The sequence below is a fragment of the Leisingera sp. ANG59 genome (assembly GCF_013317235.1).
Lineage (GTDB): Bacteria > Pseudomonadota > Alphaproteobacteria > Rhodobacterales > Rhodobacteraceae > Leisingera.
The window spans coordinates 63,696-78,915 of sequence record NZ_WLCM01000007.1; the positions used below are offsets into that span (position 1 = coordinate 63,696).

The 15,220-nt window shown below is 65.7% G+C and carries 15 protein-coding genes; 7 read left to right on the forward strand and 8 right to left on the reverse strand.

Going from position 1 to position 15,220, the window contains the following annotated elements:
- The first annotated feature begins 44 nt into the window (after positions 1-44).
- A complete protein-coding gene (locus GKC28_RS08695) occupies positions 45-764 on the forward strand; it encodes an SDR family NAD(P)-dependent oxidoreductase (protein ID WP_174146515.1) in 720 nt (239 codons plus the stop codon).
- Positions 765-835: 71 nt separating this feature from the next.
- Here the strand turns inward: GKC28_RS08695 and GKC28_RS08700 are convergent, their stop codons facing one another.
- The 3 genes from GKC28_RS08700 to hrpB form a co-directional block, all read right to left on the reverse strand.
- Positions 836-2,317 carry an inorganic phosphate transporter gene (locus GKC28_RS08700; RefSeq protein WP_174146516.1) on the reverse strand — a complete coding sequence of 494 codons (1,482 nt, stop codon included), beginning with the start codon at positions 2,315-2,317 and terminating at the stop codon, positions 836-838.
- 90 nt (positions 2,318-2,407) lie between these two features.
- Positions 2,408-2,866, reverse strand: coding sequence for an NUDIX hydrolase (locus GKC28_RS08705; protein WP_174146517.1), 459 nt, complete (start codon positions 2,864-2,866; stop codon positions 2,408-2,410).
- 203 nt (positions 2,867-3,069) lie between these two features.
- Positions 3,070-5,529 (reverse strand): ATP-dependent helicase HrpB, encoded by a 2,460-nt coding sequence (gene hrpB / locus GKC28_RS08710; protein WP_174146518.1) that lies wholly within the window; start codon positions 5,527-5,529, stop codon positions 3,070-3,072.
- Positions 5,530-5,877: 348 nt separating this feature from the next.
- Between hrpB and meaB the strand changes: the two genes are divergently transcribed.
- The 4 genes from meaB to GKC28_RS08730 all read left to right on the forward strand — a co-directional run bounded on the left by meaB (position 5,878) and on the right by GKC28_RS08730 (position 8,391).
- Entirely contained in the window at positions 5,878-6,855 is a 978-nt protein-coding gene (meaB, locus tag GKC28_RS08715; protein ID WP_174146519.1) for a methylmalonyl Co-A mutase-associated GTPase MeaB, read from the forward strand.
- Positions 6,856-7,074: 219 nt separating this feature from the next.
- Complete coding sequence (gene rpmB, locus GKC28_RS08720) at positions 7,075-7,365, forward strand: 50S ribosomal protein L28 (RefSeq protein WP_019296104.1); 291 nt, start codon at positions 7,075-7,077, stop codon at positions 7,363-7,365.
- A 137-nt stretch (positions 7,366-7,502) separates the two neighbouring features.
- Positions 7,503-7,853, forward strand: coding sequence for a hypothetical protein (locus GKC28_RS08725; protein WP_217434026.1), 351 nt, complete (start codon positions 7,503-7,505; stop codon positions 7,851-7,853).
- A gap of 55 nt (positions 7,854-7,908) precedes the next feature.
- Positions 7,909-8,391 (forward strand): copper chaperone PCu(A)C, encoded by a 483-nt coding sequence (locus tag GKC28_RS08730; RefSeq protein WP_174146521.1) that lies wholly within the window; start codon positions 7,909-7,911, stop codon positions 8,389-8,391.
- A gap of 94 nt (positions 8,392-8,485) precedes the next feature.
- Here the strand turns inward: GKC28_RS08730 and GKC28_RS08735 are convergent, their stop codons facing one another.
- Positions 8,486-9,187, reverse strand: a complete 702-nt coding sequence (locus tag GKC28_RS08735; RefSeq protein WP_174146522.1) for an NAD-dependent deacylase — start codon at positions 9,185-9,187, stop codon at positions 8,486-8,488.
- A 50-nt stretch (positions 9,188-9,237) separates the two neighbouring features.
- On the opposite strand from GKC28_RS08735, the gene GKC28_RS08740 reads away from it, so the two are divergent.
- The gene (locus tag GKC28_RS08740; protein WP_174146523.1) at positions 9,238-9,675 is read left to right on the forward strand and encodes a low molecular weight protein-tyrosine-phosphatase; all 438 of its coding nucleotides are present in this window, start codon (positions 9,238-9,240) and stop codon (positions 9,673-9,675) included.
- A gap of 1 nt (position 9,676) precedes the next feature.
- On the opposite strand, the gene GKC28_RS08745 is transcribed toward GKC28_RS08740, so the two are convergent.
- The 4 genes from GKC28_RS08745 to GKC28_RS08760 all read right to left on the reverse strand — a co-directional run bounded on the left by GKC28_RS08745 (position 9,677) and on the right by GKC28_RS08760 (position 12,441).
- The gene (locus GKC28_RS08745; protein ID WP_174146524.1) at positions 9,677-10,642 is read right to left on the reverse strand and encodes a LysR family transcriptional regulator; all 966 of its coding nucleotides are present in this window, start codon (positions 10,640-10,642) and stop codon (positions 9,677-9,679) included.
- A gap of 215 nt (positions 10,643-10,857) precedes the next feature.
- Positions 10,858-11,169, reverse strand: coding sequence for a hypothetical protein (locus tag GKC28_RS08750; RefSeq protein ID WP_174146525.1), 312 nt, complete (start codon positions 11,167-11,169; stop codon positions 10,858-10,860).
- A gap of 149 nt (positions 11,170-11,318) precedes the next feature.
- Positions 11,319-11,501, reverse strand: coding sequence for a hypothetical protein (locus GKC28_RS08755; protein ID WP_174146526.1), 183 nt, complete (start codon positions 11,499-11,501; stop codon positions 11,319-11,321).
- Between the two features lie 322 nt (positions 11,502-11,823).
- Complete coding sequence (locus GKC28_RS08760) at positions 11,824-12,441, reverse strand: hypothetical protein (RefSeq protein ID WP_174146527.1); 618 nt, start codon at positions 12,439-12,441, stop codon at positions 11,824-11,826.
- 689 nt (positions 12,442-13,130) lie between these two features.
- Between GKC28_RS08760 and lepA the strand changes: the two genes are divergently transcribed.
- Positions 13,131-14,945, forward strand: coding sequence for a translation elongation factor 4 (gene lepA, locus GKC28_RS08765; RefSeq protein ID WP_174146528.1), 1,815 nt, complete (start codon positions 13,131-13,133; stop codon positions 14,943-14,945).
- Positions 14,946-15,220 lie beyond the last annotated feature (275 nt).

A 15,220-nucleotide genomic window follows, 5' to 3' on the forward strand; every position in this document is an offset into this window, starting at 1 on the left:
CGGATTGCCGCCAGCATTTCCTTGTTTAGCAAGGGAGGTGCATCATGGACGGAACATCCGCAACACCGCAGGCGCTGATCGTCGGGGCCGGGACCGGCCTGTCCGCGGCCTTTGCCCGGCAGCTGGCCGGCGCGGGCTATGTGCTGCATCTGGCAGCGCGCAATACCGCCAAGCTGGAGCTGCTGGCGGCGGAATCCGGGGCAGAGCTGCACGTGCTGGACGGCACCGATGCCGAGGGAACCGCGGCGCTCATAGACTGTCTGCCGGGCGATCTGAGGGTGGCCTGCTACAACCCCTCGGCCCGGCTGCGCGGCCCGGTGGCAGAGCTGGACCCGGCGGCGGTGCGCAAGGCGGTGGAGATCACGGCCTTTGGCGCCTTTGTGCTCGGCCAGGCGGCGGCCAAACGGATGCTGTCGCAGCAGCCGGAAAACGGGCGGCGCGGCACCATCCTGTTCACCGGTGCCTCTGCCGGGGTGAAGGGGTTCGCGCACTCCGCGCCCTTTGCCATGGGCAAATTCGCGCAGCGCGGCCTGGCGCAATCCATGGCGCGGGAGCTGCATCCCAAGGGCATCCATGTGGCCTGGGTCAACATCGACGGCGGCATCCGCAATGCCTCGCGGCCGGAACGGGTCGAGGCCGCGGACAATCCCGACAGCATGCTCGACCCCGACGCCATCGCCCGGGAATACATGCATCTGATCTGCCAGCACCGCTCCGCCTGGAGCGACGAGCTGGTGCTGCGGCCCTGGGTCGAGCGGTTCTAGGGGCTGACCCTTCAGGCAAAGAAAAACCCCCGCAGCCGGACGGCGCGGGGGTTTTGCGTTTGCCTGAAGGGTCAGCCGACGAAGGTGTTGAGCAGCAGGTAGATCACCGCGGACAGCAGCGCGGCGGCCGGAACGGTGATCACCCAGGCAGCCACGATGGTCATGAAGTGGCTGCGGCGCACCAGCTTGCGGCGGCGGCGTTCCTCCGGCGCGATGCGCTTGGCCTCCGGGCGGCCCGCGGCGGATTTCTTCAGGCGGCGCTCCATGTGCCACTCGCGGAAGAAACCGACGCCGAACACCGCGCCCACCGCGATATGGGTGGAGGAGACCGGCAGCCCCAGCCAGCTGGCCACGATCACGGTGATGGCGGCGGACAGCGACACGCAGTAGGCGCGCATCGGGTTCAGCTTGGTGATCTGGCTGCCGACCATGCGGATCAGCTTGGGGCCGAACAGGAACAGGCCGAAGGAGATGCCGAAGGCGCCGATCACCATCACCCAGGTCGGGATTGCGACCTTGGCGGCAAAATCGCCGAACTCGGTGGCGTGCACGATGGCGGCCAGCGGGCCGACCGCATTGGCGACGTCATTGGCGCCATGGGCAAAGGAAAGGAGGCCCGCGGAGATCACCAGCGGCAGGCCGAACAGCGCCTTCAGCGACTTGTTGCGGTTCTCCATGCCCTCGGACTGGCGCTTGATCAGCGGCGCGGTGATCACATAGGAGACGGCCCCGACGCCGGCACCGATCAGCAGCGCGGTTTGCAGGTCAATCTTGATGATCTTCTTCAGGCCTTTGAGGGCCAGGTAGGCACCAAAGGCGCCGGCCATGATGCCGACCAGCACCGGCACCCAGCGGCGCGCGGCTGCGATCTTGTCGTCCTGATAGATGATCTTGGCCTTGATGAAGGCGAGGAACAGTGCAGCGATGATGCCGCCCAGCACCGGCGAAATGACCCAGCTGGCGGCGATCTTGCCCATGGTGGGCCAGTTCACTGCGGCGGTGCCTGCGGCGGCCACGCCGGCGCCCAGCACGCCGCCCACGACGGAGTGGGTGGTGGACACAGGCGCGCCGACCCAGGTTGCCAGGTTCACCCACAGCGCCGAGGAGATCAGCGCCGCCATCATCGCCCAGATGAAGATGCTGCTGCTGGACACCGCGGCGGGATCGATAATGCCCTTGGAAATGGTCGAGACCACATCGCCGCCCGCCAGCAGGGCGCCTGCGCTTTCACAGATGGCGGCAATCACGATGGCGCCGCCCATGGTCAGCGCGTTGGCGCCCACCGCCGGGCCCATGTTGTTGGCGACGTCGTTGGCGCCGATGTTGATCGCCATATAGGCGCCGAACGCCGCGGCGGCGATCACCACCATGCTCATCGCTGAGCCGCCGAAGAAGACGCCGGCGGCGAGGCCTGCCACCACGATGAAGGCCAGCGCGATGCCTGGCGCCACCAAGGGGCGGGAGGCATAGCTGGTCGCCAGCTCCAGCTGGGAGATCCTGTTCAGATCCTTATCCAGCGTGTTCCATTGCGGGCGCTGATCTGTGTCGCTCATCGTCGCTTTCCTGATTCCGGAGTCTGCGCACGCGCCTACCCCCGCTCAGGAAACGGTTCAAGCTTCTGACATGAAAATGTCACATAACTTTTACAATTGGCGCAAAACGGTCTGCAATTGCGGCTCGTGCACCAGCCCGGCCGCTTCCGCGGGCTTCATCCACTGCCGCGTGCGTTCTGCGGATTCCGGGTAATCGTCTTCCAACTGCTCCACCTCGGCCTCGAAGATCAGCGTGGTCACCGGCTCTTCGGTGCCGTTGTCGTGGCGTTTGGTGAAGTGGTATTCGCCGATCGGCTGCGGCGTGATGCGGGCCGATTTGACGCCGGCTTCCTCCCAGGCTTCCTGCAGCGCTGAGGCCGGGCCGTCCTTGCCCTCGACCGGCCAGCCCTTGGGCAGGATCCAGCGCCCGGTGCCGCGGCTGGTGATCATCAGCACCTCTTTGCCGTCCGCGCCCATGCGGTAGCACAGCGCGGCGACCTGCACGCGGGCAGGGCGCTGCAGCATCGGTTTGATGATCTCGTTCCAGGCGCGGGTCAGCGGGCTTGTCATGGGTGCTCAGCCTTTGTTGTTGGGGAAGATCCCGTGTTTATGTGTGCAATTGTGGGAATCTACGCCTGATTGCCCGGGGGTGCAAGGTGATGCGCGCGGGCGGCAGGCCGTCGAGGGCAGGGCTCCCGCCCGCGCGTCAAAGCATCAAGGATGCAGTGCCGGCGGTTGGGCCGGGCAGCGCGCCTGCGGCGCGCTGCGGGCGCTCACTTGCGGCGTTTCGCCCGCAGCGTCGGGTCTTCCTGCGTCGGATCCTCTGGCCAGGGGTGTTTGGGGTACTGGGCGCGCATGTCCTTCCTCACATCCGCATAGGAGCCGGCCCAGAAGCCCGGCAGGTCGCGGGTGATCTGGATCGGGCGCTGGGCCGGCGACAAGAGCGACACCTTCAGCGGCACCCCGCCCACGGACGGATGCCGGGTCACCCCGAACATCTCCTGCAGGCGGACCGAGATTTCCGGGATCTCGCCGTCATAGCTGATCGGGATCTTGCGCCCTAGCGGGGTGATGAAGCTGCCCGGCGCCTCACGGTCCAGCAGTTGCGTCTGCTCCCAGCTCAGCGCGGCCTTCAGCGCGGGCAGCAGGTCGAAGCGTTTCCAATCCTCGGCGGATTTCACCCCGTCCAGCATTGGCAGCAGCCAGTCCTCCAGCGTTTCCGTCAGGCCGGAGAGGGAGAAGTCCGGCAGATCATGGCCTTCCGCCCGCACCAGCTCCACCCGCGCCGCCAGCCGCGCGGCCGCCCCTGACAGCCGCAGGCCCAGGTCGCGCACCCCGTCCAGCATCGCCTGCGCCACCGCGTCCGGCGGCACGTCCTTCCAGATCCGGTCGTCCAGCACCACCGCACCAAAACGCTCCTGCTGGCGCGCCGCCACCCGGCGGTCGCGCTTGGACCACTCGCAGGTGTCTTCCCAGGCGACCTGATCGGCAAACAGCTCGCGGATTTCGGCCAAGGAGATCTGCGCCGCCATCCGGATCCTGGCCTCGCGCGGGTTGCCGTCGGTGTCCAGCGCCACGATGAAGGGCGCCCCCGCCAGCGTATCGCCGCCGTCCAGAACGGCCCCCTTGCCGCCGGACAGCACGAACCGCGGGGTATCGCCCTTGCGGCGCTGGCCGACGCGGTCGGGATAGGCGAGGGCTGCCATCATCGCGGGCGACAGGCCGGCATCGCGGCGGCCTGCCTGTTTCTCCAGCCGCCGCGCCTCGCTCTTGATTCGCTCCACCACCGGGCGGTTCAGCTGATAGGGGTGATTTCGTGCAAACCCCTTAGGGTCTTTTAGCGCCTTCAGCCGCAGAGAGAGGTCCGCAGGCGCGCCGCGCAGCGGGTCGCGCTCACCTAAGAGCGCGGCCAGCGGTGCAGCGGCAGGGCCTGCCTGCAGCAGCATATGGCCAAGCCGCGGGTGCAGCGGCAGGGCGGCCAGCGCCTTGCCATGCTTGGTGATCCGCCCCTGCGCATCCAGCGCGCCTAGCATGGTTAGCAGCGTCTGGGCCTCCGCCAGCGCCCCCGCAGGCGGCTGGGTCAGGAACATCAGATCCTCGGGCGCGGCGCCCCACAGCGCCAGCTCCAGCGCCAGCGCGGTGAGGTCGGCGCTTTCGATCTCGGCCGGCGGGAAACCCATCAGCGCGCCTTCCTCGCCCCTGGTCCACAGCCGGTAGCAGATGCCCTCCGCCACCCGGCCCGCGCGGCCCTGGCGCTGGGTGGCCTCGGCGCGGGTGACCTTCTCCGTCACCAGCCGCGACATGCCGGAGCCGGGATCGAACCGCGCCCGCCGTGCCTGGCCCATATCCACCACCACCCGGATGTCCTGAATGGTCAATGAGGTCTCAGCGATCGAGGTCGCCAGCACCACTTTGCGGCCCTGCGGTTCCGGCTGGATCGCTGCGCGCTGCTCGGCAAAGGGCAGGGCGCCGAACAAGGGGCGGATATGGCAGTGGCCGGGCAGGCGTTTTTCCAGTGCACCAGCAGCGCGGCGGATTTCGCCCTCGCCGGGCAGGAACACCAGGATGCCGCCGCCATTGCCGGGTCCGGCGGCGCGGGTTTCCTTCTCTGCCTGCACCACCAGATCCGCCAGCGCATCCGCGCGGTGTCCTCGCGCGGGCAGGGGGCGCTCCAGCCAGCGGGTCTCCACCGGATAGCTGCGCCCCTCGGACGTGACCATCGGCGCGTCCATCAGCGCCGCAACCGGCCCGGCGTCCAGCGTCGCCGACATCGCCAGCAGTATCAGGTCGTCGCGCAGCGCCCCTGCCACCTCCAGGCATAAGCCAAGACCCAGGTCGGCGTTCAGTGAGCGCTCGTGGAATTCGTCAAAGATCACCGCGCCGACGCCGGGCAGGTCCGGGTCCGATTGCAGCATCCGGGTCAGGATGCCTTCGGTCACCACCTCGATCCGGGTGGCTTTCGACACCTTGGCGTCGCCGCGCACCCGGTAGCCGACGGTCTGGCCCGGTTTCTCGCCCAGTGTCTCCGCCATCCGCTCGGCAGCGGCGCGGGCGGCGAGACGGCGGGGCTCCAGCATCACGATGCGGCCCTTTGTCAGCCCGGCCTCCAGCATCGCCAGCGGCACCCGTGTGGTCTTGCCCGCACCGGGCGGCGCCTGCAGCACGGCACGGCCGCGGGCGCGCAGGGCGTCCAGCAGGTCGGGGAGGGCGTCTTCGATCGGCAATCTGGTCATTCCCGCCTTATCGCCAAAGCGGAGGGGGAGGTCTAGCGGTGTCATGAGAAGGAGTTTGTTGACAGAATGCGGAGGGTTGCAAAGGCCCGCGGGGTGGTGCCAATGCGCCGCCCCATGGGGGCGGGCCGGCGCAGCCCGGCTTGCAGCCGGGCGGGACAGTCACGGCAGTCCTTGTCGGGGGGGGTGCGCTCGAATGCATTTCTTTCACTGCGCAAACCGCATTCAGCGCGGCGGATTTGCCGCCTTTCCTGCAGCGCCCGCTGATGTAGGGTGCCCGCCAGACGGCAGGGGCTGGACTTTGCGGCACGGCTTGCGCCAAGGTCCGCCCAACACATCAGGAAGACACGCATGGACACCGAACAGCTGACTCAGAAGATCCTCGATGGCGACCGCCGGGCGCTGGCCCGGGCCATTACCCTGGTGGAAAGCGGCCGCGAGGATCACCGTGCCAATGCGGGCGAACTGCTGTCGGAGCTGGCAAAACACAAGCGCCAATCGCTGCGCATCGGCCTGTCGGGCACGCCCGGCGTGGGCAAATCCACTTTCATCGAAAGCTTCGGCATGATGCTGACGGGGCTTGGACTGCGGGTCGCGGTGCTGGCCGTCGATCCAAGCTCCGCCCGCTCCGGCGGGTCGATCCTGGGAGACAAGACCCGGATGGAGCGTCTTAGCCGCGAGCGCAATGCCTTCATCCGCCCGTCCCCCAGCCAGAGCCACCTGGGCGGCGTTGCCCGCCGCTCCCGCGAGGCGGTTGCCTTATGCGAGGCGGCCGGGTTCGACGTGGTGCTGATCGAAACCGTCGGCGTCGGCCAGTCGGAAACCGTGGTGGCGGAAATGTCGGACCTGTTCCTGCTGCTGCTGGCGCCTGCCGGCGGCGATGAGCTGCAAGGTGTCAAGCGCGGCATCATGGAAATGGCCGACCTCATCCTGGTGAACAAGGCGGACGGGCCGCTGAAACCCGTCGCCACCCGCACCTGCGCCGATTACGCCGGTGCGCTGCGGCTGCTGCGCAAGCGCCGGCAGGATCCGGAGGGCTTCCCAAAGGCGCTGATGGTCTCAGCTGTTGAAGAGCACGGGCTGGACAAGGCCTGGGAAGAAATGCAGGCGCTGACCGCCTGGCGCAAGGAGAACGGCCACTGGGACCGCCGCCGCGCTGACCAGTCCTGCTACTGGTTTGACCAGGAGGTGCGCCAGGCGCTCTTGGCGCGGCTGGAAACACCGGACGCCAAGGCGCAGATGGCGGAACTGGCAGGAACTGTGGCCGAGGGCGGCAAAAGCCCGGGCGAGGCGGCGCGGATCATGCTGAAAGCGCTGGGCGCGGCCTGAGGCGGCGCCGGCAGGACCGCAGCAGCGGGTGCCGCAGGCCCCTTGCAGCAGGCGGAAAAAGGGTGCAGTAAGCCCGGCAAGAAAGCTGAGTTGAATCACTTGACGCTGTTGCCGGTTGAGCGTAAGAGCAGCGGACCAGTTTTCGGGCGCAGCCAATGGCCGCGCCCCTTGTGATTTGGCGCCGGACTGCCGGAGCCTCCAAAAACGAAGGATGAAGATATGTCGCGCCGTTGCGAACTGACCGGAAAAGGCCCGATGACTGGCAACAATGTCAGCCACGCCAACAACAAAACCAAGCGCCGCTTTCTGCCCAACCTGAACGACGTGACCCTGCAGTCCGAAGTTCTGGGCCGTGGCGTCAAGCTGCGCATCTCCGCAGCTGCCCTGCGCTCTGTCGACCACCGCGGCGGCCTGGACGCGTTCCTGGCCAAAGCCAAGGACGAAGAGCTGTCGGCAAACGCGCTGAAAGTGAAGAAAGAGATCGCCAAGGCACAAGCCGCACAGGCTTAAATTCCTGGCCTGATCCCTTCACCGGATCGGATTACACACACCGCGCAGGGGCAACCCTGCGCGGTGTTTGCGTTTGCGCAATCTGCCGCAGAGCCGGGTCTTGCAGGCCGTGCGCCTTGGGGGCATACCTGCCTGTGATGATACCCGCCTTCCGCATATGCCTTGGCCTGTTCCTGGCCCTGACCGTCGCTCTGACCGCCCACAGCGCTGCCGCCCGGCAGGGGGAGCGCGATGCCGCCGGCCGGATGGTGATCTGCACCGGCACCGGCCCTGTCACCGTCTATGTCGACAGCGAGGGCCAGCCGGCCAAGCCGCCGCACAATTGCCCCGACTGCGTGATGCATGTGCTGGACGCGGTGGCGCAGCCTGCGGGGCTGGTGCTGTCGGCTGCGGCTTGCAGCGAAGTGACGGCAGGGCAGCAGGCTGCGCTCGCTTCGGCGCAGGATGTCCTGCGCGCCACCGCCCGCGCACCTCCTGCCGCCGTCTGACGGCCAAGAAAACCACCCATTTGAAAACTGAACATCCACTGAGAGGAGACAGAAAATGTCCCTGAAGTCTGTTGTCTTTGCAGCCGCTGCTGCCGCTGCCTTTGCCACCTCCGCCTTTGCAGGCGATGCCATGATCATGGTGCACGGCCAGTACGCGCGGGTATCCTCGCCCACAGCCAAGGCCGGTGCGGCCTTCATGGAGATCATGAACAAGGGCGAAGCCGACGATCAGCTGATCGACGTGCGTTCCGACGTGGCCGCCAAGGTGCAGCTGCACACCCACAAGGAAGGCGATGACGGCGTCATGAAGATGATGCATGTGGAGGAAGGCTTTGCCGTGCCGGCAGGCGAAACCCACATGCTGATGCGCGGCGGCGATCATATCATGTTCATGGGCCTGAACCAGGAACTGAACCACGGCGACGTGGTGAAGGTTACGCTGGTGTTTGAGAAGGCCGGCGAGGTCGAGATCGAAGTGCCGGTGGATCTGGAGCGTAAGGCCGAGGGCCACGGCGACCATTCCGGCTATTCCAACTGATCCGCTAGGGCAGGGCGGGCGCGGCGTCAGGCCGCGCTGCAGCCCTCCTTCGCGCCCAAAGCCCGCCCTGTTGCGGGCTTTTTGCCGCTTGGGGCTAGGTAAGCAGCTCCGCCACCCAGGCAGGCACGGTCTCGCTGGCCGGGCCAAAGCGGCGCTCTGCAAAGCGGGAGGCGGCGGCGGAGGGCTCCAGGTTCAGCTCCACCGTATGGGCGCCCGCCAGATGCGCCTCGTCGACAAAGGCCGCCGCCGGATAAACCTCGCCCGAGGTGCCGATGGCGGCAAACAGATCCGCCCCGGCCAGATGGGCATAAATCTCCTCCATGAAATACGGCATCTCGCCGAACCAGACCACGTCGGGCCGCCCCGCAGGCGCCGCGCAGGCGGGGCAGGGTTGGCCGGTTTGCATCTGCATTGGCGCAGCCCAGCGGTGGCTGCACGCACCGCACAGCGCGCCCGCCAGCGTCCCGTGCATATGAAGCACGCGGGACGCGCCGCCGGCCTCATGCAGCCCGTCCACATTCTGGGTCACGATCACCACCTCGCCCGGATGGTCCGCCTGCAGCCGCGCCAGCGCCTGATGCGCCGGGTTGGGCGCTGCCCCTGCCGCCTGCCTGCGGCGCGCGTTGTAGAAGCCGTGCACCAGGTCCGGGTTGCGCGCGAACGCCTCCGGCGTTGCCACATCCTCGATCCGGTGCTGCGCCCAGAGGCCGCCCTCGTCGCGGAAGGTGGCCAGCCCGCTTTCAGCAGAAATCCCGGCGCCGGTCAGGATCACGATCTTCCGGCTGCTCTTTCCCATCGCTGCAGAACCTCCTATCACTGGCCCTGTCCAGCAGGAGCCATGACCCAATGCCTACCCGTATTCTGTTTGTCTGCCTAGGAAACATCTGCCGCTCCCCGGCGGCCGAAGGCGTGTTCCGCGCGCTCTGTCCCGAGGTCGAGACCGACAGTGCAGGCACCGCCTCCTACCACGTTGGAGAGCCGCCCTACGGTCCGATGCAGGCGGCGGCGCGGGCGCGGGGGCTGGACATCTCCGACCTGCGCGCGCGGCAGTTCCGGCGCGGCGATTTCGAGGCCTTTGACCTGATCATCGCGATGGATGCCAGCAACCTGGAGGACATCGAGGCCTTGCGCCCCTCAGGCAGCGAGACCCCGGTGCATCTGTTCACGGGCTATGCGCCGGAAACCGGCGCGGACCATGTGCCCGATCCCTATTACACCCGCGATTTCGACGGCTGCCTCGACCTGATCGAGGCGGCAGCGAGAGGGCTGAAAACCGCACTCTGACTTAGTCAGCGATCACCCGGAAGCCGCCGGCCAGGAACGGCAGCTGCTGCACCGCCGGGTCGATCATCTGGGTCTGCACCAGGCGGCGCACGGTCTCTGCCACGTCCCGCGGCACCCGGTCGGCCCAGTCGGCGGCGGTGAACAGCGAGATCGTGCGGGACATCTCGCCGAACGGCAGCGGGAAGGCATCGATCTGGTCGTGGAACCGGCCGGCGCGCATATAGCCCAGCGGCGTGGTGATCGCCCAGCCGATCCGCCGCGCCACCATCGCCATCAGCGCCAGATGCGAGCCGACCTCGAAGCGGTTCTCGAATTCCAGCTTCTGGCGGCTCAAGAGCCCCTCGATCTGCTGCGAGATCAGCTGCTCGCGGGCATAGCGCAGAAAGGGCAGGCTTTGCAGCTGCTCCGCCGCCTGCGCCGCGTCTGAGACCGTGCCGCGCGGCGCCACCAGGATGAAGGGATCGCGCACCAGCGGGTATTCCACCAGCCCCTCGTGCAAGCCCCCGGCGGTGGCGGCAATGGCGATATGCAGCTCGCGGGCTTCCATTGCCCGCACCACGTCGTGGCTGGAGGCGGTGATCATCTTGAACCGGCACTGGGTCAGGCTGTCGGCCAGGATGGTGGCCAGCCGCGGCGTCAGGTCATTGTCGAAATCGTCGATCAGACCGATCGACAGCGCCTGCAGGTGGGTGAGGTCCATCACCGTCAGCTCGCTCTGGGCCAGCCGCAGCTCGCCCAGCACTGCCTCGGTGCGGGCCAGGAAGCTGCGCCCGGCGGCGGTCAGCACCATCGGGCGGCGGCCATGGTCGATCAGCTCGCTGTCCAGCGCCTTTTCCAGGTTGCGCATCTGCTGGCTGACCGCGGGCTGGCTGAGGCCGGTCATCTCGGCGGCCTGCGCCACCGATCCGGTTTTGGCCAGGGCCTCAAACACTTCCAGCCCGCGCAGGGTAACGCCCTTGATTAACATATGAACAGCTCCAATACCTTAGGCCGTTCTTTGCGGTTTGAGGCTGCGCGGTCAAGGGTGGCAATGCCGCAGCCTTTCCCCCTTGCGAAAATGCCGCAGTACCGATGCATCAATTGAAATGGCGCTCCGGCGCGGCACTTCACGCACCGGAGATCCAACCGAAAAAAGGCGCCCCGCAGGGGCGCCCTCGATCACCTTGGCGCTGTGCCGCCGCCTCAGCCGCAGCTGCGCGCCGCGTGGTCGCCAAAGGCCTTGTAGCGCAGCCACAGCCGCTCGTCGCTGCGGTTGCTGGACTGCCGCACCACCTGGGCCTGATGCGGATCGGCAAACCACTTGGAGACGGTCTTGCGCTCGGAGGCTGTCAGGCTGCGGTTGGCGGCCTGCTGGATGCAGCTGCACAAGCCGGGCGAGGCCGCGGTGCGGTCCGACTGGCGGCAGGCACGTTCAATGGCGCCGGCCTCGGCGCCCGCCGGTGCCAGTGCGGCCAGAAAGCCGGCGCACAGCGCGGTGGTCAGGAAATGTTTCATCTGCTCATGCCCCATTCTTGGCAAGCGGGTCTGATGCCCGCGGAATTGGCCGCAGTATGCCAAAAGCGGGGGCGCGTTTCAATCGTGGTAAACGGGGAATGAAGGGGGCTGGAGCGCCATGCGGCACGGCCCTCCAGCGCTGGTTTCGCTCAGGTCTGGTTCGGTCCGCGCATTGCGCGGACAGCCTGGCGCACGGCCTTCCAGTCTGCCGCCTCGCTGTCCTTGCCGGCCTCTTCGCACTCACGCATTTTCTGCGCGGCCTCAGCCTCGGCCTTGTCGCCATGCGCGCTGTAGAGCGCGCGGGCATATTCAGCGGCTTTGATTGCATCCATGCGGATCGTCCTCCTGTGCTTGTGTCTCCCGCCAAGGGGCGCGCGTCTCGCGGTACGCATGGAGTATAGCGCATTTTGGGCGCCCGCGCAGGGGGCGGGGAGAATTTGCGGGGTTTCGGCGCTTGGCGGAGAGGGTAGCGCACGACCGCGGTCGGCTGCGTAGCGCCCGCTAAAAGTGCCGCTATTGGGTCAGTTTGGCTGAAACGATTGCGTAAACCACTGAGGAACGCGCCTGACCTTAGGGGAGGCGTAACACGCCTTCCCTGGGGGGGAAGGTCAGGCGTGTTCCGGCCTGCCGGCCGGGGGGGAACCAACTGTCAGCTTATTGGAGCGCCTTGATGAATGTCCAAATGGCTTTGGCAACGGATTGAACACTTTCAGTTTGTGCCGTGACCGTGACGGCTGTCGCCCCTGCAGTCCATTTTGCACCGGTTTTTGCGAACTCCTTGGAACCCTCACGGATCATGTCATCCGCAACTGACCCGCAGCAGGCGGCCATGCGCAGGGAAATGTCCCAGAGGGCTTGGGCGATCTTTTCCAGCAGCGAAGGGGAGGGGGAAGGTTTTGCAATCTCCTCTCCCAGTTCCTCAACCTGTTTCCAGATCAGCGCGAGGTCGGCCTGCATTGCACGCGCCGAAGCATCCTCCAGCGGCGGCCCGCCGTTGTCGCCGATCAGAGCGGCAACGGGTGTTCGTTCAACTGCGGCAAGCTGTTCCTTGAGGCGGGCGACTTCCTGCTCCAGCTCAAACAGGCTGCGGATGTGCTCGATTTCCTTGGCGACGGCTTTGTGGCCTGCGTCCCGTATGTCATCGTCGATCAGCGCCACGCGCCGCTGGAGGTCCCAGTCAAGCGGTTTGCCGGAGAAGTAGCTCTGGTACCAAGCACACCAGTAGCTCCATTCGTTGGTTTTTTTGAAGGTTTTCCAGAAGCGCTTCCACATTCATTGCACGTTTTGGGCGTCTCCGGCGCTTAGCCACAATGGAGCATTGAAGACGTTTTCCAAAGCTGGAATGGCGTTTGTACCGGCATGCTTTAACGGATCATCATGCCCAAGAATGCGAGTGTCGAATTCTGTCGCTGCGTAGGTTTGCTTATACCCCGGCTTGGGTATGTAAGGAGATTGCTTGGGCGGTGTTCTGGATGCATTTTAGCGCGGAAATAGGGCCTGAGGTGGTCTCTGAACGGGCCCAAAGCATATGAAATATGGCCTCAGCTGTGTGCTGCAAGTCTGGTTGCGCCGTACTTGTCGATAGCCTTGAGGAAAGCTTTGCAATCTCATCAGTTGCGGATCTTGAAGCTCTGTGCAGTTTGCTGGTTTTTTCACTTGTGGAGGTGCCCGTGCTGCAAGCAATAGTAACTGCTCGAAAGCAAAGAAGAAGGTCTTCTTGTGTTGCTTCAGTGGAATTGCGACTGCTCATTTGATTCATGAATATAGGCAGACAGCGAAGTGCTGATCGCGCGGTCAAGGCGTGGCAGGTCCGGGCATCCTTTGACTCTAACCAGTCTTCCAGTTGCATCTCAGTTTCGGAAGACTTCAAATCCATCACCGCGCCAGATTCCTAAAATATTGCTCGCGGTAGTCAAAGCGCCCGCTTGACCAAACCCCGAATCCAAATCATATGCCTGAGCATGACTGACCTCGCTCACATCCGCAATTTCTCCATCGTCGCCCATATCGACCATGGCAAATCCACCCTCGCTGACCGGCTCATCCAGGAGACCGGAACGGTGAAGGACCGCGATATGAAGGAACAGCTGCTCGACGCCATGGACATCGAGCGCGAGCGCGGGATCACCATCAAGGCCAACACCGTGCGCATCGACTACAAAGCGCAGAACGGCGAGACCTATGTCCTGAACCTGATCGACACCCCCGGCCACGTCGACTTTGCCTATGAGGTCTCCCGCTCCATGCGCGCGGTCGAAGGCTCGCTGCTGGTTGTCGACTCGACGCAAGGGGTGGAGGCGCAGACGCTGGCCAACGTCTACCAGGCGATTGATGCGGATCATGAGATCGTCCCCGTCCTGAACAAGATCGACCTGCCGGCTTCCGACTGCGACCGGGTGGCGGAGCAGATCGAGGATGTGATCGGCATCGACGCCACCGGCGCCATTCAGGTCTCGGCCAAGACCGGCCAGGGCATCCGCGAAACGCTGGAGGCGATCGTGCAGCACCTGCCCGCGCCGCAGGGCACCCGCGACGCGCCGCTGAAGGCCATGCTGGTCGACTCCTGGTACGACAGCTACCTCGGCGTGATCGTTCTGGTCCGCATCATGGACGGCGTCCTGAAAAAGGGCATGCGGGTCAAGTTCATGTCGAACAATACCCTGCACCACGTCGACCGCATCGGCGTGTTCCGTCCCGCCATGCAGGTGGTGGATGAGCTGGGCCCGGGCGAGATCGGCTTCCTCACCGCCTCGATCAAGCAGGTGCGCGACACCCGCGTCGGCGACACCATCACCAACGACCGCAACGGTACCGAAAAGGCCCTGCCGGGCTTCAAACCGGCGCAGCCGGTGGTGTTCTGCGGGCTGTTCCCGGTTGATTCAGCCGAATTCGAGGACCTGCGCGATGCCATCGACAAGCTGGCGCTCAATGACGCCTCCTTCAGCTTTGAAATGGAAACCTCCGCCGCCCTCGGCTTCGGATTCCGCTGCGGCTTCCTCGGGCTGTTGCACCTGGAGGTGATCCGCGACCGGATCGAACGCGAATACAACATCGAGCTGATCACCACCGCACCCAGCGTGATCTATCACATCTACATGAAGGGCAAGGACAATGTGCCCGGCGAGATGATCGAGCTGCACAACCCCGCCGACATGCCCGACCCCTCCAAGGTCGACCACATCCAGGAGCCGCGCATCAAGGCAACCATCCTGGTGCCGGACGAATACCTCGGCGACGTGCTGAAGCTCTGCCAGGACCGCCGCGGCATCCAGATGGACCTGTCCTACGCCGGCTCCCGCGCCATGGTGGTCTATGACCTGCCGCTGAACGAGGTGGTGTTCGACTTCTACGACCGCCTGAAATCGGTGACCAAGGGCTATGCCTCCTTCGACTACCAGATGACCGGCTACCGCCAGGACAACCTGGTCAAGATGTCGGTGCTGGTGAACGACGAGCCGGTGGATGCGCTCTCCACCATGGTGCACCGCGACCGGGCAGAGATGCGCGGCCGGGCGATGTGCGAGAAGCTCAAGGAGCTGATCCCGCGCCACATGTTCAAGATCCCGATCCAGGCCGCCATCGGCGGCAAGGTGATCGCCCGCGAGACCCTCTCGGCGCTGCGCAAGGACGTGACCGCCAAATGCTACGGCGGCGACGCCACCCGGAAGCGGAAACTCTTGGACAAGCAGAAAGCGGGCAAGAAGAAGATGCGCCAGTTCGGCAAGGTGGATATCCCGCAGGAAGCGTTCATTTCCGCCCTCAAAATGGACAGCTGAAGCTGTCCATTTCCGAGGGCGCGCGGGCGAAAGCGGTTGGCGCAGCCAATTGCGTGCCCGCACCGGAGTGTTCTGCGGCGGAAACACCTATTCAACGGTTCCAACACGGGGCTTCGGCCCCGTTTTCTGTTTCTGCCCCTTCCAAAGTCCCGCCCGGCCGAGAGGCCGGGCAGCGCCCGATCCGCCCCCAAGGGCGGGCGCTTCGCCCCCACCCTCGGACCGGGCGCTGCCCTTCGAGTGGGTCAGTTATGAAGGCCATTAGCACAGAACCGCGT